Source organism: Streptomyces sp. NPDC048637, assembly GCF_040650675.1.
Classification (GTDB): domain Bacteria; phylum Actinomycetota; class Actinomycetes; order Streptomycetales; family Streptomycetaceae; genus Streptomyces.
This window is the reverse complement of record NZ_JBEZHQ010000011.1, coordinates 155,474-177,562: the sequence shown is the minus strand read 5'-3', so window position 1 is coordinate 177,562 and position 22,089 is coordinate 155,474. Positions and strand designations below refer to the sequence as shown.

The window sequence follows — 22,089 nt, the reverse complement described above, 5'->3', positions numbered from 1 at the left end:
CGCTCTTGCCTGTTCAGGCGTTCACGCCTGGTGTTGTTCCGTGATATTTGATGGCTCCGCGCGGGATCTGAACATCGTTTGACGAGAACCAGATGTGACTTCTTCCGCCCTTTAGGCGGCCTGGGAAGAGGCTTTTGTCAACTTCAAACTCAATCATGTATTGCGACTTTTCCTTGGTTAGGCCGAGATAGGACTTGAAGCCGCCCTTCTTCTTTAGGACATCTTCGGGCCCCATGGGGGTCACATAGACCGCCGATGAGTTCTTGCCCTTAGAGCTCTTGGGAACCTTCAAGGTAATTGAGTCTTTGCCTCCACCGCTCATAATCTTGTTGTAGCCTTCCTTGGTCGTGTAGTGCCTGACGACGGTCTTGCACTTCGGTGCGAGGCCGAGGGGGTCGGTCCAGGCGTGGGGATTGCGGACGTACGTGACGGGGTTGGGGGCTGGTGCGAGGCCGAGGGGGTCGGGGGCGGTGTAGCGTGCGGTTTCGGGGTCGTAGTAGCGATGGACGTTGTAATGAAAGCCCGTTTCGGGGTCGAAGTATTGACCGGGGAACCGAAGAGGGGTGTAGGCGGTGCTGGTAGCGGCCCAGGTGGTAGCGCCCCAGAGGGTGGTGCGCGTTCGCCAGGCGATATTGCCGGTTTCGTCGATGAGTTCGGTTGGGGTGCCGACGAGGTCCGTGATGATGGCGAAGAATCGCTCGTCGACTTCCTGCTGGGATGCGTCGGCGGTCGACTTCCGTTCCGTTTGGGTAATGGGCTGTAGCCCGTCGTGCTCCCATGTGAGAGTGATGGCCCTGGGCAGATCCATGGTGTTGGTGGTCTGCTCCACCAGTTTACTGCCGTCCCAGGTGAAATCGACCTGCTCATGGATCGTTCCGTCAGCTGCTACGCGCTGCTTTGCAATTCGGCGGCCGAGAGGGTCGTAGAGGTACCGCCAGAGTTGGCCGTCGGGGGTGGTAACGCTGGTTAGTCGGTCTTCAGCGTCCCAGGCGTAGCGCCAGGTATCGGGTTTGTGGGAGAGACGGATCTTCTGGCGGAGAGTGATGCGGCCTTGGGCATCATGTTCGTAGCGGATTTGGCCTGCGCCAGTGATGCGGTTGCCGGTATAGGTGCGAGGGCCGCGGGCTTCTGATCCTGGATGCTTGACCGGCCAGTCGGCGTGCGTCTGGTTTCCGGCGTCGCCGTAGGTGTAGGCCTCGCTCCAGTTATGGGCGTGGACTGCGGTGACCCGGCCAGATGTATCGAGGTCGAAGGTGCGGGAGCCGTTGAGGCGGTCGTCGATGCGGGTGAGGTTGCCGTCTCGGCGGTAGGTGTAGCTGCGATGCTGGACGGTGCGGGCCGCAGCAGTCAGGGATTGGCTGCTCAAGTGATCGGTGGGGTCCCACTCATGGGCCAGGGTGACCGTTTCGCCCAGGCGACGGGCGGTTTCGCGACCTGCAGCGTCGTAGGCGAAGCTGATTTCGTGACTGGAGACGGTCAGTGCGGTGCGGTTGCCCGTGGAGTCGTAGGACCATGCCGATTCGGCACCCATTGGGGTACGGCGGTGCGTGCGATGGCCGAGGACATCGTAAGCAGTCGTCAGCGTCCGGCCGTTCACTGTTTCGGAGAGTACGCGGCCGAGCTGGTCGCGTTCCAGAGCGAGGGTCGCGTCCGAATTGGTGGCCTGGAGGAGACGACCGGCTGCGTCGTAAGCGAAAACGGTACGCACGTCTTCGGCGGATTTCTCGGTGACCTGGCCCAGGACGTCGTGCGTGAAGCTGACGGTCTGGCCGAGTGCGTTGGTGCGGCTGACGAGCTGTCCCACGACGTCGTAGGCGTAGGTGAGGGTCCGGCCGTCGAAGTCGGTCTCGGATACCAGGCGGCCGACCGGGTCATATTCGTAGGTCCACTCCAGGCCCTGCGGGTTGCTGACCGTGGTGAGCTGGAGGTTGGTGTCGTAGGTGAACTCGTAGCGCACCCCATCAGGACCGGTCCACGCCGACATCTCGTCGAAGTGTGCGTACTCGTAGCTCGTGACCCCGACCACGGCGTCCGTATGTGAAGTGCAATTGCCTTCGCCGTCGTACGTCCACAACTCACCGGTGCCGTCAGGGCCGACGCGGGAAGCGAGTTGGCCCTCGACCGTCCACGTCAGGTGTGTGGTGTGGCCAAGAGCGTCGGAGATCGAGGTGATGAGTCCGAAGGCATCGCGCCGGTAACGGGTGATCGCCCCCTGTGGGTCGGTGACCTTGACGGGCAGCCCGGCCGGGTCGCACTCGATGCGTGTGGTGTGGCCGAGCGCGTTGGTGATGGCCGTCAGATAGCCGCGACTGTCGTAGTCGTAGCAGGTGGTGGCCCCGCTGGGGTCGGTCTCCGACGTGCGGTTGCCACGCTCGTCGTATGCCTGCCGCCAAGTCGCGCCCTCCGGACCGGTGACCTCGACGGGAAGGTTCAGGTCGTTGTAGGCAGCGGTGGACACCAATCCGTCGGGGCGTATGACAGAGGTGAGGTTGCCTGCTTCGTCGTACGTGAGGCGCGTGGTTCGCCCCAGGGCGTCGATGGTGGAGACCACCCTGTCATAGCGGTCCCGTTCAGTACGCTCCACGTCGCCCAGCGGGTCGATCTCGGCGACCACTTGTAGCGCATCGTTGACCAGGAAGCGGGAGGTGTGGCCGAGGAGTCCGTGGTCGTGGTGATGCGCAGGCCGGTGTCAGGATCGGTCTGGTCGTAGGTCAGTCGCATGCTGACATGGCCTTCGACGCCGCCTTGGGCGATGCACCGGTTGTGGTCGTCGTAGAAGTAGTCGTACCGGCTGTCGTTGCTGTCGGTCCAGGAGACGATTCTGCCGGCCTCGTCGTACTCGAAGCAGGTCGTGCGGCCGGAAGAGTCGGTGACGTCGGTTAGGTGCCCGTCGGTGTAGCCGTAGCGCTTCAGCCGTTGGTCGGACTCCTCAGGTCCCACACCGGCCAAGTGCAGCGCGGTGACGCGCCCGTCGGCGGTGGTGAGCTTCAGGTGATAGCCCGCCCCGTGGCGGATGTCGGTCGGCGCGCCGTCCTGGTCGTAGTCGAAACTGATCCACTGATTGTTGCGGTCCGAGATTTCGTCGAGCAGCGCGAGCCCGCCATCGCGCGGAGCAAAGTGCCGCACTTGGCGGGTGGTGGGGTTGGTGATGGCGTAGTCGCCGTTGCCATCCACTTCCAGGGGCCAGCGCGGGCCTGCCTCTGGCAGTACGGGGGTGCCGGTGGTCGGGTGTCGATAGGAGAGCAGCAGCCCGTCTTCGGTGACGAAGATAATGCCGCTGTCATCGATTTCCAGGTGCTGATCGGCTGTGCTTGCCCACGAGGGACCGAACCACCGGCCGATGCCATATCCCGACTCGGCTCGGCGCGAAAAGCTGAGGGGCAGGAGTCCGGGCAGTGTGATGTCAGTCTGCGGCAAGTACATTTTGCCGCTTGCCATGTCAACCGGGTCGCTGCCCCCGGAGCACACGCTGTCCTCCGTGCGGGTGCTGTTGTTCTGGTGATCGCGCCCGAGCTGATCCCGGGACTTGCTGTTGGCCCGGCCGCCCTTGGCAGACCGGCCGGCTCTCAGCCCGCCGGCGGTGTTGGGGGCCTGAGGGTCTTTCTTGCCGTCCTTGCCGAGCCCCTTGAAGTGGTCGGCCAGCCCGTTGTCGTTGTCGCGTTGGTTCTTGACCATCTGTTTGACGCCGCGGGTCATGTTCTCGTCGAGGTGCTTGGCGGTCTTCTTGACGCCGTCCTCGATGCCGTCGACGACCTTGTCCAGCACCACGTTCGCCGCATCCGCGATGGCATCCTTGCCCCGGGTACGGCCGTGATGGCTCCTGGCCCGGACGATCTTGCCGCCGGCCTTGTTGCGGAACGTGCCACTCGCGCTCTGCAGACCGGTCACGACGTTTTGGTGTTCGGCCTCATCGAAGCTGAACCCGCCGCCTCCAGCCCTGCCCCCTCCTCCGCTGCTACCTCCCGCGCTGAGGAGCCCCATCGTCGGGTTGGCGGCAGCTGACTTGGCGGAGTCCTTAGCGTCCTGGACACCCTGACCGAAGCCGTTCTTGCCGGCCTTAGCGGTACGGCTGAGGTCGACGCCGTCCTGGACACCGAGGGCACTGGCGCCGAGTTGGACGACGAGGTCCCCAACCATTGCACCGAGCGCTTCCTCGACCGGGGTGAGGGCGATGCTGACGACCTGCTCGGCAACCTGCTGGCAGACTTCTTTGAACAGCCGCTTGAGGATCATCCGGGTCGCCTGCGTCGCCCCCATCGCGCCCAATTCCGACAAGCCAAGGGTGAAGGGGGCCGCGACCTGGGCGGCGATCACCTCCGCGGCCAGGATGCCCAGCTGGATCAACGCACCGATCTTCGCACCCTCGATGAGGACCGCGACACCGTCCATCGCGGTGCCCGCCATACGGCCGCACTCGGCAAGACCCTTCAGGTGCTTGCCGTTGACCTTGCCCCAGTGAGTGTTCAGCGCCTCCACGGCCAGAGAGCCGCCTGCCGATCCGACCAAACTTTGGATGGCCGTGTGCGCCTCGTTCGCGCCCTCGTCGATGTCGTCGGCAAACTCCCGCATGGCGTTCGCCATCTCGCGGTAGTCGTCCTCGTCCACATTCGGCCACGACACGCCGATCAGATCGAGCAGCTCATCAGCCCAACCCGGCAGCACCACACCCATGCGAAGACACGCCCCCCCCGATGAAAGTCGTCTCAGACGATCACACGCTCTCACCTGTGGAAATGGTTCCTCAAGACGCTTTTGAGTCCTGAATTGCCCACACGCGGCCAGCATCTCGTAGCCCAGTGGGCGAGGTGTAGGTCCTCCGGCCGACTTGGCCGACTGAGTTGTTGGGACGCCGGGTGGGAAGGCCGGTCTCCCTACAGCGGACGGCGCGGTACTTGCCATGCATCGGCTCTCCGCCGAGCAACCTGGCCCTGACGCGCGCTGCACCCGAGTGGCCGATGCACTGGGGCAGGTCACCTTCTACCAGCTCGACTTGCGTGGGCAGACGACAAGGGAGACCGATCCCTCGGACGCGGTCACCACCTTCGAATGCGACCGGTACCGCCGACTGCTATGGCGTACGGACCCGCTGGGCCGTACGGTCACGAACGTCCAGCCGCTCCCCTACGGCGAGGGCGGGAGGAGGAGACGATGAATCCGTCATCGCCGCGCGGACGCCTGCGCGATGCCCTGCTGTGTGCAGGCGAAAGGGGTGACGTAGACGAGGCGGGCCTCAGCGCGGCAGTCACCGCCGCGCTGCGCGAACTGGCTTGGGAGGCGCTGGGCGAGCGATCGCGCGTCGAACTGGTCACCGGTGGCGCTGAGGACCACTCCTGGGGACGAAGCCTCGGTCTTCGGCTTGCGGACTATGACGTAGAGCTGCCGGACGTGCTCTTGTACGCAGACCAGAGCGACCTTCCGCCCCAGGTGCAGGAGAGTTGCCCGACTCTGTGCCACGAGGAGTGGGAGGCCGTACTGCTGGTCTCCAAGCTCATCTTCATTGGCCTTCAGTCGGAGCCCGAGCCTGTGCACGCCGATGCCGACCAACATCCGCAGGTCACCCCGAGACCGCCCCGGTCGGTAGCGAGAGAACGATTTTGCCAGGCGCTGGCTGCCATTTCGGAACGCCCTGATCTGCACCAGGACGAACTCACTGCACAATTGCGGACTGCACTCTTGAACTTCGCGTCGGAGACACCCGACAGCAAGGACGCCGCTCAGCGCATCGCGGTGCTGCACACCGGGGAGCTCCAGGAAGGGCCGCGCTTGTGCCTCAGCCGCTCGGGGTTGGCCTTCGCGAAGGTAGTGCTGAGCGCTGGTGGCTGTCCTGTCCCCAGCTGTGTATTGGAGGAATTCCCGGACCTGACCCAGGACGAGTGGAACGCCGTCATCCACGTCACAGGACTGACGTTCATGGCGTTCGAGACCGAGCCGGCCCGCGACGTGGGATAGCTTCCGTGTCGCGTTCACGGTCCAGGTTCGGCAATCGACAGTCGGTAACCAACAGAGGGGTCGCAACAGACGACGAGCGGTTGCCTCCACCTGAGTGGAGGCAACCGCTCTGAGTATTTCCGTCGGCTGCTGAGTTCGAGCTTTACTTGCTAGATGTCGAAGTACAGCACGGAAGCCATTCTGACCTGCGAATATGTGACCTGGATGACGGGCCTGGTGCACAACGGGTGCACACTGTGCACCCGCCGGGGGCTGCGGACCGGAGGGGCACCATCCGAGCGGTAGTCCGCCTACCGGGAGACCCCTGGGCGCCCATGCGCACTTGCGTGCACCCGCTCTCCCCTCCATACAGTGACACACCATGTCAGTACCTGCGGAAAGCATCCTCGCACTACTGCGTCATCAGATCCCCGTACGCGTCAATTCGACAGCCTCGCTGGTGATGGACACCGACAAGGCAGCCACAACCATCGCCCGCAAACGTGCACGCGAGCGAGGTGAGGAGGAACGAGTTCCTCGTAAGCCCGGGCTGGAACCGCTACAGACGGCCGAACAGAACGATCTCGCCACCACGCCTTGGGAGTTGCTCGGCGTCTTCGCACGAGCCGCCACCTTGGCTCGTCATGGGCGCGGAAGAGGCTTGGCCGAGCACTGGCAGGCCCTGAAGTACTGCCAGGCCCTGGGAGTCGGTGCCAGTGGCTACCTGGCTCTCACCGAGGAGGGGCAGAACCCAGAACTCTCCTACAGGGGGATGCAGGCCCGAGAGTTGGGACGAGCGCTGGGGTTGGCGATCGCAGAGCGCACAGTGCGGGCCCGCTTCCCGGACCACCTGGTCTCGACTGTCGACGCCGAGTCGGTGCTGCTTGCTGGATTCGCGCGCTCCGGACCGCGGCCTTCCCTGGGCGCTCGACCACGGCCTGACTTCTTCATCGAGGCATGGAAGCCCGGCGAACCGTCCCGGCTCTTCGTGGTGACGGCCAACGGAAATCACCAGAAGACGACCAAGCGCACGGGGAAGACCGACCGCTCAGCCTTCAAACAACTGGCCAGGGCCAGTGAGCGCGCTGAACATTTCCACCTCGCCGAGTGGAACACCACGCCCTGCCTCTTGATGTCCACCGAGCTGCTGGCCAAGGAGGGCACCACAGTCCACGCTCTGCAGGCACCGGGCCAGGGGCTGTTACCTGTGCGATCGGTCACAGGACGCGACAGTGCGGACGCCGTGCCGTCGAAGAGGAACCCTCCGTATGTCAACGCTGTGAGGGTGCCTGCCCGCGCTGGCGAGGAAGGCTTCCACGACGGCTTCCTCATTCCACGAAAAGATCGCGCGTGGTTCGGTCAGGTACTTGCCCGAACCGGTGCCGCGGGCCAACTGGCGTTTGCCGGCGCTGGCATGGAGATCGCTCAGTACTTGACCAGCGATCAGGGTCGCAAGCACTACGAACAGCGAACATTCGCAGGATCATCCAGCGTCCGGGACGCAGAGCACTGCTTCGGCGCGACCCGCTTCTTCGGTACTGACCAGGTCTTCAGGTTGAACAGGACCCGCGTCGAGGCGTTCTCAGGGGTGGCAGAGGACCTGTATCAGCTTCTGGTCGAAGGGAAGGTCGAGGCGTACCGGCGCCGCGCATACGAGTTCCGCCCCACGCTGCCGAATGGTGCGACCGCTCCGAAGTGGGGCGCGGTCTCCTTCGGTGAGGACGGCACTGTCATGGCTTTGCGTATTCTCCCGGAAAGAGACAAGCGATGTGCTCCGTGAACCAGACCCGGCATGTCCGCGCACTGGTGACCACGCCGGAGACTGACTCAAAGCCCTGTCAGAGGTCGCTCGTAAGCTCTGGAGCATGGGGAGCACTGGAATCACTGAAGCCGATGTCGACAAGGCGATGGCCGTCGTCGAAAGCAGCAGGCAGTCACTTCGGCGGGATGATCCCGCCGTCCAAGCACTCGCCGCGGCGGTATCCGTGCGGCGCCGCTTACAGGGAGAAGAGGCGGTCACGGACGACGAACTGCTCGCGGCGCATGACCAGTTGCACGCAAAGATGCCTCACAGGAACGGCGGCAGCCTGGAGGCACTTGCCGACGCTCTACTGGGCCGCGGGATGGTGCCCTCGCCGGGCGACTACGACGGCGACTGGTGGCTGTGGTGGCCCAAGAAGGGCTATGGGCCGTGTCGTGACTGCCGACAGAGTCGCTCACTGACGCGCTACTCCGCCAAGTGGGGCAAGCCGTACAGATACTTGTGCGCACGCTGCCGCAAGCAGGAACTGGCAGACGATACGGCGTATCTCAACAGCGTCACCGGTGTCACCCCGGAGGAAGGTGAGTCGGCCGAATCGCTCTTCAGCAGACGTACGGCAGCTCTCATCGGCCAGCTGGGCAGCCAGGCGGTAGCAGCACCCGAGAGGCAAGCGGGTCGCCCGGACACCGAACAGTGGGGCGAGTACGTAGACCGGCTCATGGAAGTGCTCGGCCCACTCGACTGGGCTGGCTGGGAGGTCCCGGACGAATACGATTCGGACTGGGATGCCGAAACTGGCCCGATGCTCTTCGCCACGCTGTGGCGTACCAGCGCCGCGCTGGACATCGAGTACTACCCGCGTGAAAGCCGGCTCCGATTTCTTCCCTACGAAGACGTATGCGGCGATTTCCCAGAATCTTTTCCCGCACTCGATGAAGAGGTCGAACTCACGGTCACCCTCCAGGGCGACGAGGCGGTCACGGTGGTCCAACATCGAGCCGGCGCGTTGGGATTGCTCGATGCAACTCGCGTCCGTGTGGTGGAGGGGGCTGATCGAGAAGCCGCGGAGGCGTTCGAAGCGGAATCGCTACTCTCCCTCTTCAGCCCGGCAGCTTCCTACCGGAAGATCCCGGTTGCAGACATCGTCAAGGAAGCTGTACAGCACCCCGATCTCAGCACCTATCTGCGCTGGGTTGTCGGTATGGCGGGCCGCAACGTGCACCCGGATCCGGTGCCCGATGCGGCGGCTCTGGGTATCGCGGCCTGGTGCTGGCGCAATGAAACGGCTGTGGAGGCTCACCATCTTCCCTCGGACGTACTGATGGCCCGAGTGAACATTGCGGTGACTCGCGCGGTGCTGCCTCATGTCTGCCCGTACGAAGGTATCGACTGGGACGGGATCGAGCAGTCACTGACTGATACAGACTGGGAACTCCCCAACGGTCGGGCTGTCTCCTCCCTGTTCGGCGACGGATGGCCGGAGGTGCAGTCGACGGTGCGTGAGCAGATCCGTAAATGGCAACGCCTCGACAGCGAACTTCTTGGTCCGGATACCACTTTGAGGCTGATGACGATCGGGGGCTCGACAAGCCATACGTGTCATTGGTGGGGCCAGGGACGGTGGCGCGCGATCTGCGAAGAGATTGTCCGCGATGCTGTCGAAGCTGGTTTCACGCTGCCACAGCCGTACGACTGCCGTGGTTCTGATGCCTTGATCGACGACTTGGAACACCCGGACATGCAGTCCGATGCCGTGCTGGACTGGCTCATCGACATGCCCGAAGCCCCCGTTTCAGGGCCTCACGGATTGCGCCACCATCCAGCTACCCAGCCGCTCGTGCGCGAATACGATCCGTGGTGGGCAACGCCGGAGGGAGACTGACTCCGCAGCCGTCGGCAGTCCAGTGCCCCTACGAGCAGATCGAGCGTCTGCCTCCAGCAGGACCTGCTGGAGGCAGACGCTCGGGGAGTCCTTCGGTCAACTACTCGCCGAGTTCGAGCTTTACTTTCTAGATGTCGAAGTACAGGTGGGAAACTGCTCTGACCTGCAGTGACGTGCGTCTTGCGAGGAGGCCGGTGCACAAGCGGTGCACACGGCGGACTCCTCCGCATCCCGGAGGCCGGAAACCTCACCGCGCCGCTGGCTCGCTGGGCGGCAGCTCGTCCCGCGGCTGCGCTCTCCCAGCCGTGTGTAATGAGGCAGCGAGGATTCGGCAGACCTCGACTCGTTGCCCTTGGTCGCAGCCCGCTAGAAGTCGTTCCAGACGGCGAAGCACCGCCAGATCCCGTACGTAGCGTGCGACGACTCCCAGGACCATGCACGCCGGTACTACGAGCGCCATCCCGGACAGGGTCATGACTTGTAACCCTCCTTGATGGACTCCACGACATCCTCGGCGCTGCGGCCGTACAGACAAGACTCGTGGCGATTCAAGATCACAGTGCGATCGCCGAGATGAGCAGAGCGCCGTGAGATCAACTCGATCGCCTTCGCCCGGGGCACGTCGTCAGCGAAGCCCTGGGCCAAGAGGACCGCACTGAGCGCTTCGACGGTGTCGCCGCAGCACCACTCGATCACGAGATCGCCAGCGTGATGTGTGTAGCAGTTGGCGAATCCATGTGGCTCTGCAGTCCTGTTGACCACCCCGGGGAGGCGCAGAATTCGACTCAGCAGCAAATCGCGCACCCGCAGGTCGTCGATCCCTCGCGAGTCTGTCCACTCCTCAGCCTCCTGCTTTTCGTCGCGAGAGAGGCCACCGGGAACCCGTTTCCACAGAAGCACCTCGCCGTCGCGCGCGGACGGCAGACGGATGGGGCCACCATCCGCACGCGTTACGGTGACGTGAGCCGAGCTGGCCGCGTCATGAAGGTTCAACTGCCTTTCATTACCCCGAACGCGCAGGCCGACGACCCCGCGGACGCCACCGTAGAAGTGATCGAACCGCGGGAGGAGTTCACGGAGAACCTCGTCCGCCATGTCGGGCTCCAGGGTCAGCTTCACACTCTGGCTCTCCGGCTCTGCTTCTCGCACACCCAGAAGAGCACCATTGAGCTGACGATCCTTGAAGCTGCTGGCCAGTACGTGAGCCATGTGCGCTTCCAGACGGCGCTGACGTGGGTCGGGGGAATCTACGACCGAGGACCCGAGGTAGACATGGACCTGCTTCGCCAGTCTTGAAGCAGTCGCCTGTTTGAGCGACGTCTGGCGAACGATTTTCTTCGCCAGGCTGTTGGCATTGCGCGACTTGGACATACCTTGCCCCTTCCACTTGCCGCCCGGCGACGACAGGAGAGACAGGTCGGATGTCCTGATGCGTACTGACTGCCAACTGCGGGTGACTCTCAAGAGCCCACTGCTCGCTCCGGCGCCGGGACCGGATGTAGCGAGACGCACTGCCGCAGCAGCGCCGCATACAAGCTACACCAACGTCTTGCGCTTGAGTCAGCGATCGGATGGTTCGAGTGCCGGATAGAGCCGCCCCCGTGTCCTGTCACCGGCATGCGATGGCGCCTGATCTGGGTAGGCCAGCCGTAGCCCCTCACCGGGCATGACCTGTTCGCGAGGCCCCAGGAGGCAGAAGTGAACCGCGATTTAGAGATTCGGGCGTCGAAGATCTTCAAGAAGCAGCAAGGCGAGATCTTGTGGCCGTACGGACTTGCTACCCCGAATCGGCGACGCAGTGGGCTAAGCGAGGACCAGTACAAGGAGGCTGCTGCCCACGCGCGCGTGGCTCAACTGGTCATCGTCGAATGGGCCGAAGACCACGGTCTGCGTAGCAGCGAGAGTGGGTGCTGCCCACGATGGCTGTTGCGCAATGCCAGCGGGCAGTGCGAATCCGACGCGTGTGAGAACTACGGTTCTGGCCCCCGCAACGACGAGCGCTGGCTTGATCACACCATCTTCTGGCTCAAGGACGGACTGCCGGCCGCGATCACGTCCTCGCCGTATTCGGTGAGTGAGGATGACCGAAGCCGTATCGAGCAGTGGCAGGAGTCCGGCCTTGTGGCAGCGTTCGGTGGGCCAGGTTGGTACGGGTACGGCACAACGCAGATCGTCATCTGGCATCCCAAGCGCCTTGCCTCCGTGTACCTGGCAGAAGACGCCGACAGGCTCCTGAGGCACAGCAAGTAGTCAAAGCGACCGGGGTTTCCCAGCAGTAGCCCGCACGTTGCGAGACGACCTTGTGCGCTGGAGTCAGACCGCAGCCCGGTACCGCTGCCCGATTGCCTTGCGAGCCTTCTCAACGGCGCCCGAGACCCGGTGCACGTACCGGCGTAGCGTGAACGCCGGGTCCTCGTGGCCCAGGATGTCGGCGAGCGTATAGACGTCCACGCCTTCACTGATCGCCTCCGAGGCGAAGAGGTGCCGGAGGGCGTGCATCATCTTGTCGCGGCAGGCTTCCCACTTGCGGCCCTTGCCGGTCGGTTTGTCGTTCACCGCCTCGATGGCGCCGATCGCCTCAAGTCCCGCCTTCCAGAGGAAGTTGAAGTAGTTCTTGTTGAGCGCTTTGCGCTCGCGCGTGGTGAACATGAGGCGTACGGTGACCAGCTCGCCGTCCTTCTCCAGCCACGGCAGCATGACCTTGGCCGGGGGAAACTCCCGCATGTGCTCGCGCAGCAGTGCAGCCAAGTCCTCGTCGAGGGGGACGTAGCGGTCTTTCGGGTTGTCCTTGGTGCCACCCTTGGGCGGGGCGAAGACGAGCGTGCCGCGGTGATGCGTGATCTGGCGGCATATGCGGACAGTCTTGTCGCCCTCCGACCAGTCCACGTCGCCGGGCTGAAGCCGAAGATCTCACCCTGGCGCATCCCGATACCACGGCCACAGTCGACCGTGGCCTGGTACCGGTCGGGCAAGTGCTTGCGCAGATCGTCCGTCTGCTCCCAGGTGAGCGGCACTTCCTTGGCCGACTTCTTCGATCGCCTGGGCTTCACGCGCTTGACCGACCCGGTCTCGCACGGGTTCCTCGGGATCAGGTCGTCGTCCACCGCCATGGCGAGGATCGACGACAGGTGGGTGAAGATCAGGCCGACGGTGGTCTCGTCGAGCACCTGTAGCCGGCGCTTGATCCAGGTCTGGATCGTCGATGCCTTGACCTGTCGCAGCCTGAGACCCCCCAAAGGCTCGATGATGTGGTTGCGGACGCGAGATTCGTATTGGTGGTATGTCCGGGGGTTGTCGAACGTCTGGTTCGCCAGCCACTGCGCGGCGATGCTCTTGAGCAGCGTGTCGCCCTTCTTCGGGGCGATGTACGTACCGTCGTCGACGGCCCCCAGCATCCGCGCGTCTATGGAGGACCCTACGTCCTCACGCGCTTCGAGCGCATCCGCCAAGGAGGAAGCCCGCCCCAAGGTTGTCTGGCCGCCCGTGGCAGTCCCCGGACAGGGGACGGTCCCGGGCAACGGGGACCGAGCCGAGTCGCGGTCCCCTCGCCAGGGGATCGGCGATGGTCTCCACAGCGGGGACGGTCCCCTCGGTCCGGATGCCGGGGACCGGTCCCGTCGTGCAGGGACCGGGGACCAGCCGCACCAGCGTGTTGCTCCGCTGCCATCGAAGGGCGGGCCCTCGCCCCACGACCAAGCACGGGCCACGGAGCGGACATCCGGTGACGAGGAAGAGATGAACGCCAGCGGCACGCGGACCGGACCAACGGATGTGGGCCATTCCGGTCCGGGCGAACCAGTGCCGCCCCCGAAGGCGGACGATGAGCCTGGTCCCGGTCCCCTGGTCCCCGCTGTGGGGACCGGTCCCCAGGGCGTGGGGACGGAACCAGGGGACCGTGCGGCAGGGGCCCTTGGTCCCCAACGAGCTGCGGCGACCGACGGTCCCGTGGGGACCGAGCAGGTACGGAGCGGGACTGTGGTCCCGGATGACGGTTCGGGGACCGGGGACCGCGGGGGCTCCGGCACCGAGGCGACCAATGACGGAACCGTGCTGCTGGATGAGCTGCAGGCGGCGATCGGCCGGTACGTAGTGCTGCCGAGTGAGGAGGCCCTGACGGCGGTCACCTTGTGGGTAGCGGCCTCTCATATCCAGCCCGCCCTTCAGCACGCGCCGCGTCTGGCGGTGGTGGGGCCGACCAAGGGGTGTGGCAAGTCCCGTGTCCTGGATGTGCTCCACGAGACCGTGTCCCAGCCGATGATGACGGTGAACACCTCACCGGCGGTGGTCTTCCGCGTCATAGGCAAGAACCCGCCGACGCTGCTGGTGGACGAGGCCGACACCATCTTCGGTCCCAAGGCGGGCGAGAAGGAGGATCTGCGCGGCCTGTTGAACGCCGGGCATCAGCGCAATCGGCCGGCCTGGCGCATCTCCGGACCGGAGCACAAGCCGACGGCGTTTCCCACCTTCGCCATGGCCGCGTTGGCCGGGATCGGCGATCTGCCTGACACGATCATGGACAGGGCGGTTGTGCTTCGCATGCAGAAGCGCAAGCCGGGTGAGCGGATCACTCCGTTCCGCTCGCGGTACTCCGTGCCTGAACTGCACGCGGTGCGTGACCGGTTGGCCGCGTGGCTGGCGCCGCTGCGTGGCACGGCTGCCGGTCTGGTGCCGAAGATGCCGGTTGAGGACCGGGCTGCGGACACCTGGGAGCCGCTGGTCATCGTCGCCGACCTGGCCGGCGGCCACTGGCCCACCAGCGCCCGCGCCGCCTGCTTGGCGATGACTCGGCACGAGGCGGTCCAGGACGAGCAGACGACCCTGAAGACGCGACTGCTGCGTGATATCCGCCGCATCTTCGAACGGGAGGGCAACAAGGAAGCCCTGCGCTCGCAGGATCTGCTGGCCGTACTCCTGGCAGACGCTGAGTCTCCGTGGCCGGACTACGGCACCAAGGGGCTGACCGCCTTCCACCTGTCGGCGCTGCTGCGGGACTTCGGCATCCGCCCGGCGAACTATCGCTTCGAGCAGGGCCGTCAGGCCAAGGCGTACGTCCGCAATCAGTTTCTCGACGCCTGGGCCCGCTATTGCCCCGACCCCGCCCAGCCGGCCCCCACAGCCGGGCACGAGTTCACGCCCGTACGTCCAGCACAAGGCAAGCCGCCCGTCCCTCCGACCGGCTCGCTGCCCGTCGGCCCGCCCGGCGGCACTGTAGGCCCCAAGCCCGCTCGCTGATCCACCCAACCCCTGGGTCCGTTTCAGTCCGTCCCGTCCGTCCCCGCGCAGGTCAGCGCGGGGACGGACTTCCCCTCCGGGACGGAGTTCTCCGTACCTGCGGCCGAGTCCGTACCCGCCCTGACCAGCCACGGGACGGATGCGACGGACGTGACGAGGCCCTGCCCATATGCCACCGGAGCACCACCATGCACGACAACAACGCGGACGACGCCCTCTCCCGCCCTCGCAGGAGACTGTTCAGGCTGGCCCGCCGAACAGCAGCAAGCTGGAGCGAACGAGCCTCTAACGAGGCTTCGTCCGCGCTTGCCCCCGCCCCAGGGGTGGCGGAGGAAGAGGCCGGGCGCCAGCGGGCGCCCGAGCCTGAGGAGGGGACGACCGAGCCCAGCACCGCACCCGTCGCCGACTGCGTCGCCCCGTGCCCCGAGCAGCCTGCCGATACGACGCATTCCGATGAGCAGCCTTCATGGCGCGAGCCCACCGCCCCGGCGCTGCCCGCGCTGATGAACCGCAAGCGCACCACCGAGAAGCGCGACCAGGAAAAGACCATCCGCTTCACCCTGACCGCGGTTCGCATCATCGCCGAGGAGGCCGAGCGGCGCGGCCAGAAGTTCGCCGGGTTCGTGGGCGACGCCGCACTCGCTGTCGCCCTTGGCAAGGCAGGCATCGTCGGCAGTCCGGAGGACGACCCCATGCGCCCGCTGATCGAGGCCGTCGAGGCTCACACCGTCGCGCTGAACCGCATCGGCAGCAACCTCAATCAGATAACCGGAGCCATCCACCGAGGAACCGTTCCCGAGCAGGCGGAGGCCGTGCTCGCTCGCGTCGAGCAGACGGCTGAGAGTAGTTACCGGCTGATCGACCAGCTCCTGGCGGAGGGGACCGGCCATGGTGCCTGATGTCTCCACCGGTTCTAGCACCCTCGGCCTGATCAACTACCTCTTCGGCCCAGGGCGGCGGGACGAGCACACTGACCCGCACATCGTTGCTGCCTGGGACATGGCCGGCGCCCCGGACCCCGGCCGCGAGCACGAGGCCACCTACAGCCAGCTCGCCAGGCGCCTGGACCACCACGTCGATTTGCGCAGCCGCGAGTTGGGCGGCCACAAACCGCCGCAGCACGTGTGGCACTGCCCGGTACGCACCGCCCCCGGCGACCGCTACCTCAGCGACCACGAGTGGGCAGAAGTCGCTCGCCGCATAGTGTCGGCCACCGGTATCGCGCCCGAGGGCGACGAGAAGGCGTGCCGCTGGATCGCCGTACGGCACGCGGACGACCACATCCACATCCTTGCCACTACCGTCCGCGCCGACGGTCGGCGCCCCCGCACCCACCGCGACGGCCAGCGGGCACAGAAGGAGTGCCGCAAGATCGAGGTCGAATTCGGCCTGCGCCGCCTGAAGTCCGGCGACCTCACCGCACCGCCCACACCGACTGGCGCCGAGCGCGCCAAGGCCGAGCGCCAAGGCGAAGACGTCACCGCGCGGGAGTGGCTGCGCGAGCAGGCGTATGCCGTCGCTGCCGCCGTACGCAGCGTTGACGACTACTTCACCGTTCTCACGACACTTGGCATCCAGGTCAAGCAGCGTATTGGCCCCGAGTCAGGCGAAGTGACCGGCTACAGCCTGGCCGCTCCCGGCGACACTGCCCAAGGCAAGCCGGTCTGGTACGGCGGCTCCAAACTCGCCCCCGACCTGTCCTTCAATCGCCTGCGTGAACGCCTCCCCACCCAGGACGCAACCGACCGCCCGCAGTACATCGAGGACCCCCACTTGCCATGGCGCCGTGCCGAGGGCGCCGTGCGCACAGCCCACATCGTCCTCGACTTGGGCGACGACGATGTGGCCCAAGGCCACCTGGATGCCTTCGGCGACGTCCTCCACAACTTGGCCCGCGCTACACATGGTCCGCACCGGGCCGAACTACAGGCAGCAGCAATGGCGTTCAACCGCGCCCGCCGCTCTGCGATCCGGGCCGACCACCAGGCCGCCGCCTCTCTGAGGGGCGCTGCAAAGGAACTCGCCTACGCCACACATCAACCGGGCGGGCTCGGCATCGCCCTCATCTTCGCGGCCCTCCACCTGGCCCGTGCCGCCACCAACTGGCACGCACAGCGCGGCCACCAGCAGCAGGCCGCCGCAGCTGAACAGGCACTCCTCCACCTGCGGACCGGCTACCAGCAGGCCAGCGAGCCGGTCCTGGCAGACCTCTCCCGCCGAGCCCCAGGCCAGCAGACCGTCGGCCGATTCGAGTCCACCGTGCGCAAGGCAATCCCCGACCACGCCGACCAGATCCTGGCTGATCCTGTCTGGCCCGCCCTCGCCACGACGCTTGCGCGTGCCGAGACCGCCGGCCACAATCCTCGCCAACTCCTGAGCGAGGTTGCCGCCGAGCGTGAACTCGACACCGCGGATTCACCGGCACAGGTCCTGGTGTGGCGCATCACCGCACAGCCGAACAAGCGCCTGCAAGCAACACGCAGGCGAAGCACCATGGCCACGCCCATCGTGTCCGCGCCTCAGCCTGCATCCACGGCAGTGCGCGAGCAGAGCGCCGATCGCAGCCAACGCCAAGCGCGTGGCGGACCACGCCATGGTCGGTGATACGGGAGCAGTGACCGGGCCTACTTCAGACCTGCCCGTGCCTGACCGCAGACAGCGCCGCCACGAGTGCGTCCAGGTCTCCGGTGCAGACGATGACTTCTTCATCGTCGGCCGGGAGGTCGAAGCGGGCGAAGAAGTCATCGAGGGCTTCGGGGGTGACGGTGAGGGCGTTGGCGTCCTCGCGCTGGTTGCGCTCGGCGAGACGTCTCAGCAGCTCTTCCCGGTCGGCAGGGAGGTAGACCACGACCGGGTGGCCGCCCGCTTCGCGGGCGGCCTGACGCCAGGCGTCGCGTTCTGGGAGCCGCCATAGCCCGTGGTCCAGGACGACGTCGTGCCCCGCCTCCAGCTCCTTGATGAACTGTGCCCGGGTCGCCTCGACCACGGGCCGTTCGCGCTCGAAGTAGGTGTGCTCGGGGTAGTCCACGCCGTATCGGCCGTGGAGGCGGTGCACCTCCTCGTCCACGGACAGCCGCGTGTAGCCGTGGTCGGCCAGGGCCTGGGCGACGGTGGTCTTCCCGGAGCCGGTGATGCCGGCCAGGAGAACGGCGAGGGGCACGCGGTCATCCCTTCCGCGAGGAGCTTTCCGTGGGCGCCCTCATTGTCTCCGATCCTGGCCGGTGCGCGATGTGCGGTCGCCAGGCCGTGACGATGCCGCGGGCCTCGCTGGGCCAGTTGAACGGCATGCGATCCAGGCTCACCCGGCGGAAGGCGAACCGCGGATCGCTGGTGTTGATCACGCCGCCGTGCCGGCCGACGTGCGACAGGAGGCGGCCGGCCTCGTCGCGCACGGCCGGGGTCTGTTCCTGCCAAGTGCCGGTCGCGAAGTGCTTGACCCGGCGGCGGAGGTCGTCCAGGACGCCCGAGCGCCACTTGAAGTGGTGAACCGCGCAGATGCGGTCGGCATCCGGACGCTGTCCGGGAGCCCTGTGGTTGCCGCCCGCCACGGTGACATCGTGGCGGGCGAGCACGATCTTGCGCGGGTCTCCGTGCAGGAGCCGGTGCGTGAGGTGCCCGCCGAGGGGATAGGCGAGGTCCAGTCCGCCTTCGGGCTTCCAGCCGGTCAGGCGTCCGCTCGCAGCGACCCGGTCGAGCATCAGGCCGCCCACCACTCGGTGCCCAGAGCTCTCGGCCTGGGCAATCACCTCACTCAGCGGGGCGGGGTACTGCTGGAACTCGTCAGCGTCGGCGAGCAGGTGCCATCCCGGGCCCGCCCGGTGCCGCAGGGCTTCTCTGAGCTGGGTGTTGGTGTGCTCGTGCCACGGGCCGGTGCTGGTGCCGGTGGGGACGATGCCCAGTTCGCGGCTGGCGGCCTGGAGCTCGTGCCGCTGCTGGACGGGCACGTGCTCGGGGAAGTGGAAGGCGATCAGGAACCGCTCGACGCCCAGCCACCGGTAGTGGCGTACCCAGGCCGCCAGCAGCGGGGGTTCCACGGGGCCGACGACGGCGATCAGCGCGGGAGGGGTGCTCAGCATCAGGACTCCTTCGTACGTAGTGAGGCGAAGGTGAGGGTGAGGAAGTCGGCTTGCCGGGCGGCCGAGCGCATGCCCAGCAGGGCGGGAGCGACGGGGGCGGGCAGCGGAGGCGGTTGCCGGATGACGGTATGCAGGGCGTTGGCGAGGGAGGCCGGGTCGCCGGCCGGGAACGTCAGGGCCCAGGGCTGGCTGCGAAGGCGGGCGGTGAGGGCGGGGTCGTGGTCGGAGACGATGAGGGGAACCCCGAGGCGGGCGGCATCCATGACGAGCCCGGACTCCTTGCCGGTCCCGGGGCGGCGGGTGACGAGGGCGGCGTCGGCGGCGGCGTACACGAGCCGCAGTACGGCTTCGCTGACCGGTCCGGGCACGGTGTGCACACGCAGGGCGGGCTTGGCCCGCCACCGCTGGACGAGAGCTTCGTCGAGCGGGAAACCGGTGACCACCAGGTGCAGGGGCTCCTTGAGCCGGGACAGGGCGGCGTCGATGACGGCGATGTCCTTGTAGGGCCACCAGCCGCCCACCAGGCACACCGCGGCCTCGGCGGAGGGGATTCCGAACGCGGCACGGCCGCCCTCGCGTTCGCCTGCGGTCAGGCGATGGCCGTCGTCGACCGCGTAGCCGCCGACCACGGCGGGCAGGCGGGGGAAGGCTGCGGCGAACTGGTCGGCGACGGCCTGTGTCGGATACACCGCGATCACCCGCCCTTCGCTCCGGCGGGCGAGCCGACCGAGCAGCCGCACGACGGCGTCCTCGTCGGTGACCGCCTCGTGGACGAACCGCAGGTGCGGCTGGTCGCCCAGGAGGGCGGCGGCTCCGTGCAGAGCCTCGCTCGCGGTCAGGATCACCACCGCGTCGGCGCGGGACTCCAGCCGGCGCGCGATCCGCAACGCCGCCCCTTCAGTGAGGCAGCGGGCGATGAGGGTGACCTGGTGCGGCAACCGCCGCATCCGGTGGGGCCAGCGGCGCGACCGGAACAATCGCTGTCCGGCCGCGGAGATACTGGCTGCCAGCCGGGAGGCGGCCAGCAGGACGCGCGCCTGGTGCCCGGACGGTCCGGTAACCAACCGGGCCCCCGCCTCACGCAGGGCGCCGACCGTCTCGGGGGCAATCCCGTGCGGGGCGATGACCAGGCTGCCGGGTCGGACCTTGGCGAGGGCCACCAGCGTGCGCTGGTGATGCCCGCCCAGGCGGTTCGCGTACGGCTCGATGAGCACGAGTGGGGCGGTCATCCAGCCACCGCCTGGTCTCCGTGGGTGGCGGTGAACCTTGCCTGCAGCCAAGCAGGGTCGTTGAGATGGCCGAACCGCTGCGGGGCGCGGGCGGCTGCGCGGGCAAAAGCGACGCCTTCCCGGGCCCCGGCGGCCGCGTAGGCGGCGAACTCGCCGCTGTGACTGGTCGTCCACGCCTCTAGCCGCCGGCGGGCGTCGTCGTCAGCCATCCCGTACTCGCTTCCGCGAGCGAGCATCGCGCACTCGCGGAAGCCTGCCTTCCACGCGTGGAAGGGGCTCTGGTTGAACCTCGTGATCCCCGCAGTCTGCTGGGCGAACTCGATGCGGCCGGGCAGGGCGGCGAGCACGTCCACGGCCTCGCCCATCGCGCGCAGGGCACTGCGGCGAATCAGCTTCAATCCGCCGTAGCCGTAGGTCAGACCGTTGACCGGGTTGACCGCGCGCCACACCCGCATCGACGCGCCCTCGTCCAGCGGCTCCACCGACGCGGGGTCGAAGCCGGCGTCGATGGCGAAGTCCCCGTCGGCGAGGAAGAACTGCTCGTGGTCGACGATCTCGGCACACAGACGGTAGGCCCGACGCATCCCGTGTACGCCGTGAAGGCGCTTGACCGCGCCGCCGAGCGTGCGCTGAAGCCGGGAGTGCAGAGAGGCGGCCATCGGTTCGTCGTACGAGAGGAGAACCGTGTCGAAGCTGTTCACGAGACGGCCTCCAGGTAGCGGGCCGCGATCAGGGCGGGGGTGAAGTCGGCGGTGGAGGCGTGAGCCCGCTTGGCGTGCACGGCATGGAATTCGGCGTCCGTGGCGAGCCGTTTGGCCAAGGCGACGGCCTCGGCCGGAGTGGTGAAGCACAGCTCGGGGTCGATGTGCTCGGCGAGCCAGCCAAGGCGAGGCGAGATGACCGGAAGGCCCATGCCCTGGCAGTCGATCACGCTCATCGACCAGGGGCAGCCCGGACGGAACGGGGCGATGCCGAAGTGCGCGCCGGCCAGCAGGTCCTTGTATCGGACGCGGTCGCCCCGGTCGGAGACGACCTGCACGTGCGGTAGGGCGGCGAGTTGGGCACGCATCTTCTCGGGGCTGTCGTCCAGGCCCTTGCGCTCCGCCCGGCGCTGGCCGAACAGGTCCATGACCCGCAGCCTGACCGTGCCGGACGCGGCCAGGTCGCGGGCCAGGTCCACGAACTGTCCGGTGCCGTAGTGCGCGTACAGCCGGTGGTTGTAGACACCGATCGCCCCGGTGCCGGAGGCGGGCCGCGGGGTGGCGGGATCGCGTACCAGACGCTCGTCACGCGGGGCGGGCACCACTCGCAGCTTCTCGCCGAGGTCCAGCGTGGTCCGGGCAGCTGCCGCCGACACCCAGGACGCAGCCGTGGGGGAGTGGACCAGCACCCGGTCACAGGCGGCCAGCCCGGCGGCGAAGGCCAGCAGCACCGATCGCCCAAGCGCCGCGTCGTTCAGGGACGGGTCGAGCTGGAGCCGGCCGCCGCCCGTGAAGGAGAACGGCAGGTAGTGGCAGTAGCCGGCCAGCAGGGCGTTGGATCCGGCCTCCAGTAAGGCCGTGCGGATTGCCGGGGCCTCCTCGATCTGATTGGCCACGACCACGTCGGGCTCCTCCGCCCGGATCAGTGCCACCAACTCGTCGATGTCCGCGGAGAAGCGGGCCCGGTACTTCGTTCCCGGCACCTTCGTCCGGTGGAATCCGCAGCGTGCATCCCCGGCCGGAGCCGGGGCCGCGACGGTCACCTCGGCGCCGGCATCCGCCAGAGCCGGAGCAAGCAGATCCGCGAAGATCCATCCCGAGTCGGCCGAAAGCCGGTCGGGGTTGGAGATGTTCAGCAGGTACAGCAAGCGCATGGTGCTTCGCCTCCCTCATCTGCCCGGAGGGTCGATCCGGGCCAGTAAGGGAAGGAAAGCGGCGACGCAGACCGTGACGGGATGATGAACTTGGATCACTCACGGTTCATTCATGCTCACCAACG

General features: G+C 66.8%; 17 protein-coding genes and 1 pseudogene. 8 read left to right on the top strand and 10 right to left on the bottom strand.

Features of this window, described 5'->3' with window-relative positions; genetic code table 11:
• Positions 1 to 13 precede the first annotated feature (13 nt).
• Both AB0C46_RS17280 and AB0C46_RS17275 read right to left on the bottom strand, forming a co-directional pair.
• A complete protein-coding gene (locus AB0C46_RS17280) occupies positions 14 to 2,530 on the bottom strand; it encodes an RHS repeat-associated core domain-containing protein (RefSeq protein WP_362828662.1) in 2,517 nt (838 codons plus the stop codon).
• Complete coding sequence (locus tag AB0C46_RS17275) at positions 2,431 to 4,671, bottom strand: DUF6531 domain-containing protein (RefSeq protein ID WP_362828618.1); 2,241 nt, start codon at positions 4,669 to 4,671, stop codon at positions 2,431 to 2,433. Before AB0C46_RS17275 ends, AB0C46_RS17280 begins: the two co-directional genes overlap by 100 nt.
• Positions 4,672 to 4,948: 277 nt before the next feature.
• Between AB0C46_RS17275 and AB0C46_RS17270 the strand changes: the two genes are divergently transcribed.
• From AB0C46_RS17270 to AB0C46_RS17255, 4 genes are all read left to right on the top strand, one after another.
• Positions 4,949 to 5,152 carry a hypothetical protein gene (locus AB0C46_RS17270; RefSeq protein WP_362828617.1) on the top strand — a complete coding sequence of 68 codons (204 nt, stop codon included), beginning with the start codon at positions 4,949 to 4,951 and terminating at the stop codon, positions 5,150 to 5,152.
• Positions 5,149 to 5,949: a hypothetical protein gene (locus AB0C46_RS17265; RefSeq protein ID WP_362828616.1), complete on the top strand. Its 801-nt coding sequence runs from the start codon at positions 5,149 to 5,151 to the stop codon at positions 5,947 to 5,949. Before AB0C46_RS17270 ends, AB0C46_RS17265 begins: the two co-directional genes overlap by 4 nt.
• Positions 5,950 to 6,310: 361 nt before the next feature.
• Positions 6,311 to 7,708, top strand: coding sequence for a hypothetical protein (locus AB0C46_RS17260; protein WP_362828615.1), 1,398 nt, complete (start codon positions 6,311 to 6,313; stop codon positions 7,706 to 7,708).
• A gap of 85 nt (positions 7,709 to 7,793) precedes the next feature.
• The gene (locus AB0C46_RS17255) at positions 7,794 to 9,572 is read left to right on the top strand and encodes a hypothetical protein (RefSeq protein ID WP_362828614.1); all 1,779 of its coding nucleotides are present in this window, start codon (positions 7,794 to 7,796) and stop codon (positions 9,570 to 9,572) included.
• Between the two features lie 471 nt (positions 9,573 to 10,043).
• Here the strand turns inward: AB0C46_RS17255 and AB0C46_RS17250 are convergent, their stop codons facing one another.
• Positions 10,044 to 10,943 carry a hypothetical protein gene (locus tag AB0C46_RS17250; RefSeq protein WP_362828613.1) on the bottom strand — a complete coding sequence of 300 codons (900 nt, stop codon included), beginning with the start codon at positions 10,941 to 10,943 and terminating at the stop codon, positions 10,044 to 10,046.
• A gap of 327 nt (positions 10,944 to 11,270) precedes the next feature.
• Between AB0C46_RS17250 and AB0C46_RS17245 the strand changes: the two genes are divergently transcribed.
• A complete protein-coding gene (locus AB0C46_RS17245) occupies positions 11,271 to 11,822 on the top strand; it encodes a hypothetical protein (RefSeq protein WP_362828612.1) in 552 nt (183 codons plus the stop codon).
• A gap of 63 nt (positions 11,823 to 11,885) precedes the next feature.
• On the opposite strand, the gene AB0C46_RS17240 is transcribed toward AB0C46_RS17245, so the two are convergent.
• Together AB0C46_RS17240 and AB0C46_RS17235 are read right to left on the bottom strand one after the other, a co-directional pair.
• Positions 11,886 to 12,458: a tyrosine-type recombinase/integrase gene (locus AB0C46_RS17240; protein WP_362828611.1), complete on the bottom strand. Its 573-nt coding sequence runs from the start codon at positions 12,456 to 12,458 to the stop codon at positions 11,886 to 11,888.
• A 353-nt stretch (positions 12,459 to 12,811) separates the two neighbouring features.
• A pseudogene (locus tag AB0C46_RS17235) lies at positions 12,812 to 12,967 on the bottom strand (integrase); the annotation flags it as partial.
• Between the two features lie 580 nt (positions 12,968 to 13,547).
• Here AB0C46_RS17235 and AB0C46_RS17230 point away from each other — a divergent pair.
• The 3 genes from AB0C46_RS17230 (at position 13,548) to AB0C46_RS17220 (ending at position 17,408) form a co-directional block, all read left to right on the top strand.
• Positions 13,548 to 14,804, top strand: coding sequence for a DUF3631 domain-containing protein (locus AB0C46_RS17230; protein WP_119204016.1), 1,257 nt, complete (start codon positions 13,548 to 13,550; stop codon positions 14,802 to 14,804).
• A 323-nt stretch (positions 14,805 to 15,127) separates the two neighbouring features.
• Complete coding sequence (locus AB0C46_RS17225) at positions 15,128 to 15,703, top strand: hypothetical protein (RefSeq protein ID WP_362828661.1); 576 nt, start codon at positions 15,128 to 15,130, stop codon at positions 15,701 to 15,703.
• The gene (locus tag AB0C46_RS17220; RefSeq protein WP_362828610.1) at positions 15,693 to 17,408 is read left to right on the top strand and encodes a mobilization protein; all 1,716 of its coding nucleotides are present in this window, start codon (positions 15,693 to 15,695) and stop codon (positions 17,406 to 17,408) included. Before AB0C46_RS17225 ends, AB0C46_RS17220 begins: the two co-directional genes overlap by 11 nt.
• Positions 17,409 to 17,433: 25 nt before the next feature.
• Here the strand turns inward: AB0C46_RS17220 and AB0C46_RS17215 are convergent, their stop codons facing one another.
• The 5 genes from AB0C46_RS17215 to AB0C46_RS17195 are packed head-to-tail and all read right to left on the bottom strand — an operon-like array spanning position 17,434 to position 21,964.
• Positions 17,434 to 17,964: an ATP-binding protein gene (locus AB0C46_RS17215; protein ID WP_362828609.1), complete on the bottom strand. Its 531-nt coding sequence runs from the start codon at positions 17,962 to 17,964 to the stop codon at positions 17,434 to 17,436.
• A 4-nt stretch (positions 17,965 to 17,968) separates the two neighbouring features.
• Positions 17,969 to 18,880 (bottom strand): glycosyltransferase family 2 protein, encoded by a 912-nt coding sequence (locus AB0C46_RS17210; RefSeq protein ID WP_119204020.1) that lies wholly within the window; start codon positions 18,878 to 18,880, stop codon positions 17,969 to 17,971.
• Complete coding sequence (locus tag AB0C46_RS17205) at positions 18,880 to 20,109, bottom strand: glycosyltransferase (protein WP_362828608.1); 1,230 nt, start codon at positions 20,107 to 20,109, stop codon at positions 18,880 to 18,882. The genes AB0C46_RS17210 and AB0C46_RS17205 overlap by 1 nt, the downstream gene beginning before the upstream one ends.
• The gene (locus AB0C46_RS17200; RefSeq protein WP_362828607.1) at positions 20,106 to 20,810 is read right to left on the bottom strand and encodes a hypothetical protein; all 705 of its coding nucleotides are present in this window, start codon (positions 20,808 to 20,810) and stop codon (positions 20,106 to 20,108) included. The genes AB0C46_RS17205 and AB0C46_RS17200 overlap by 4 nt, the downstream gene beginning before the upstream one ends.
• Entirely contained in the window at positions 20,807 to 21,964 is a 1,158-nt protein-coding gene (locus tag AB0C46_RS17195; RefSeq protein WP_362828606.1) for a glycosyltransferase, read from the bottom strand. Before AB0C46_RS17195 ends, AB0C46_RS17200 begins: the two co-directional genes overlap by 4 nt.
• Between the last annotated feature and the right edge of the window lie 125 nt (positions 21,965 to 22,089).

What these genes read in the sequence shown, in the direction of transcription:
- AB0C46_RS17275 (WP_362828618.1), bottom strand. Translation starts at nt 4,671, where the DNA reads ATGGGTGTGGTGCTGCCGGGTTGGGCTGATGAGCTGCTCGATCTGATC.
- AB0C46_RS17265 (WP_362828616.1), top strand. Translation starts at nt 5,149, where the DNA reads ATGAATCCGTCATCGCCGCGCGGACGCCTGCGCGATGCCCTGCTGTGT.
- AB0C46_RS17260 (WP_362828615.1), top strand. Translation starts at nt 6,311, where the DNA reads ATGTCAGTACCTGCGGAAAGCATCCTCGCACTACTGCGTCATCAGATC.
- AB0C46_RS17255 (WP_362828614.1), top strand. Translation starts at nt 7,794, where the DNA reads ATGGGGAGCACTGGAATCACTGAAGCCGATGTCGACAAGGCGATGGCC.
- AB0C46_RS17250 (WP_362828613.1), bottom strand. Translation starts at nt 10,943, where the DNA reads ATGTCCAAGTCGCGCAATGCCAACAGCCTGGCGAAGAAAATCGTTCGC.
- AB0C46_RS17220 (WP_362828610.1), top strand. Translation starts at nt 15,693, where the DNA reads ATGGTGCCTGATGTCTCCACCGGTTCTAGCACCCTCGGCCTGATCAAC.
- AB0C46_RS17210 (WP_119204020.1), bottom strand. Translation starts at nt 18,880, where the DNA reads ATGCTGAGCACCCCTCCCGCGCTGATCGCCGTCGTCGGCCCCGTGGAA.
- AB0C46_RS17205 (WP_362828608.1), bottom strand. Translation starts at nt 20,109, where the DNA reads ATGACCGCCCCACTCGTGCTCATCGAGCCGTACGCGAACCGCCTGGGC.
- AB0C46_RS17195 (WP_362828606.1), bottom strand. Translation starts at nt 21,964, where the DNA reads ATGCGCTTGCTGTACCTGCTGAACATCTCCAACCCCGACCGGCTTTCG.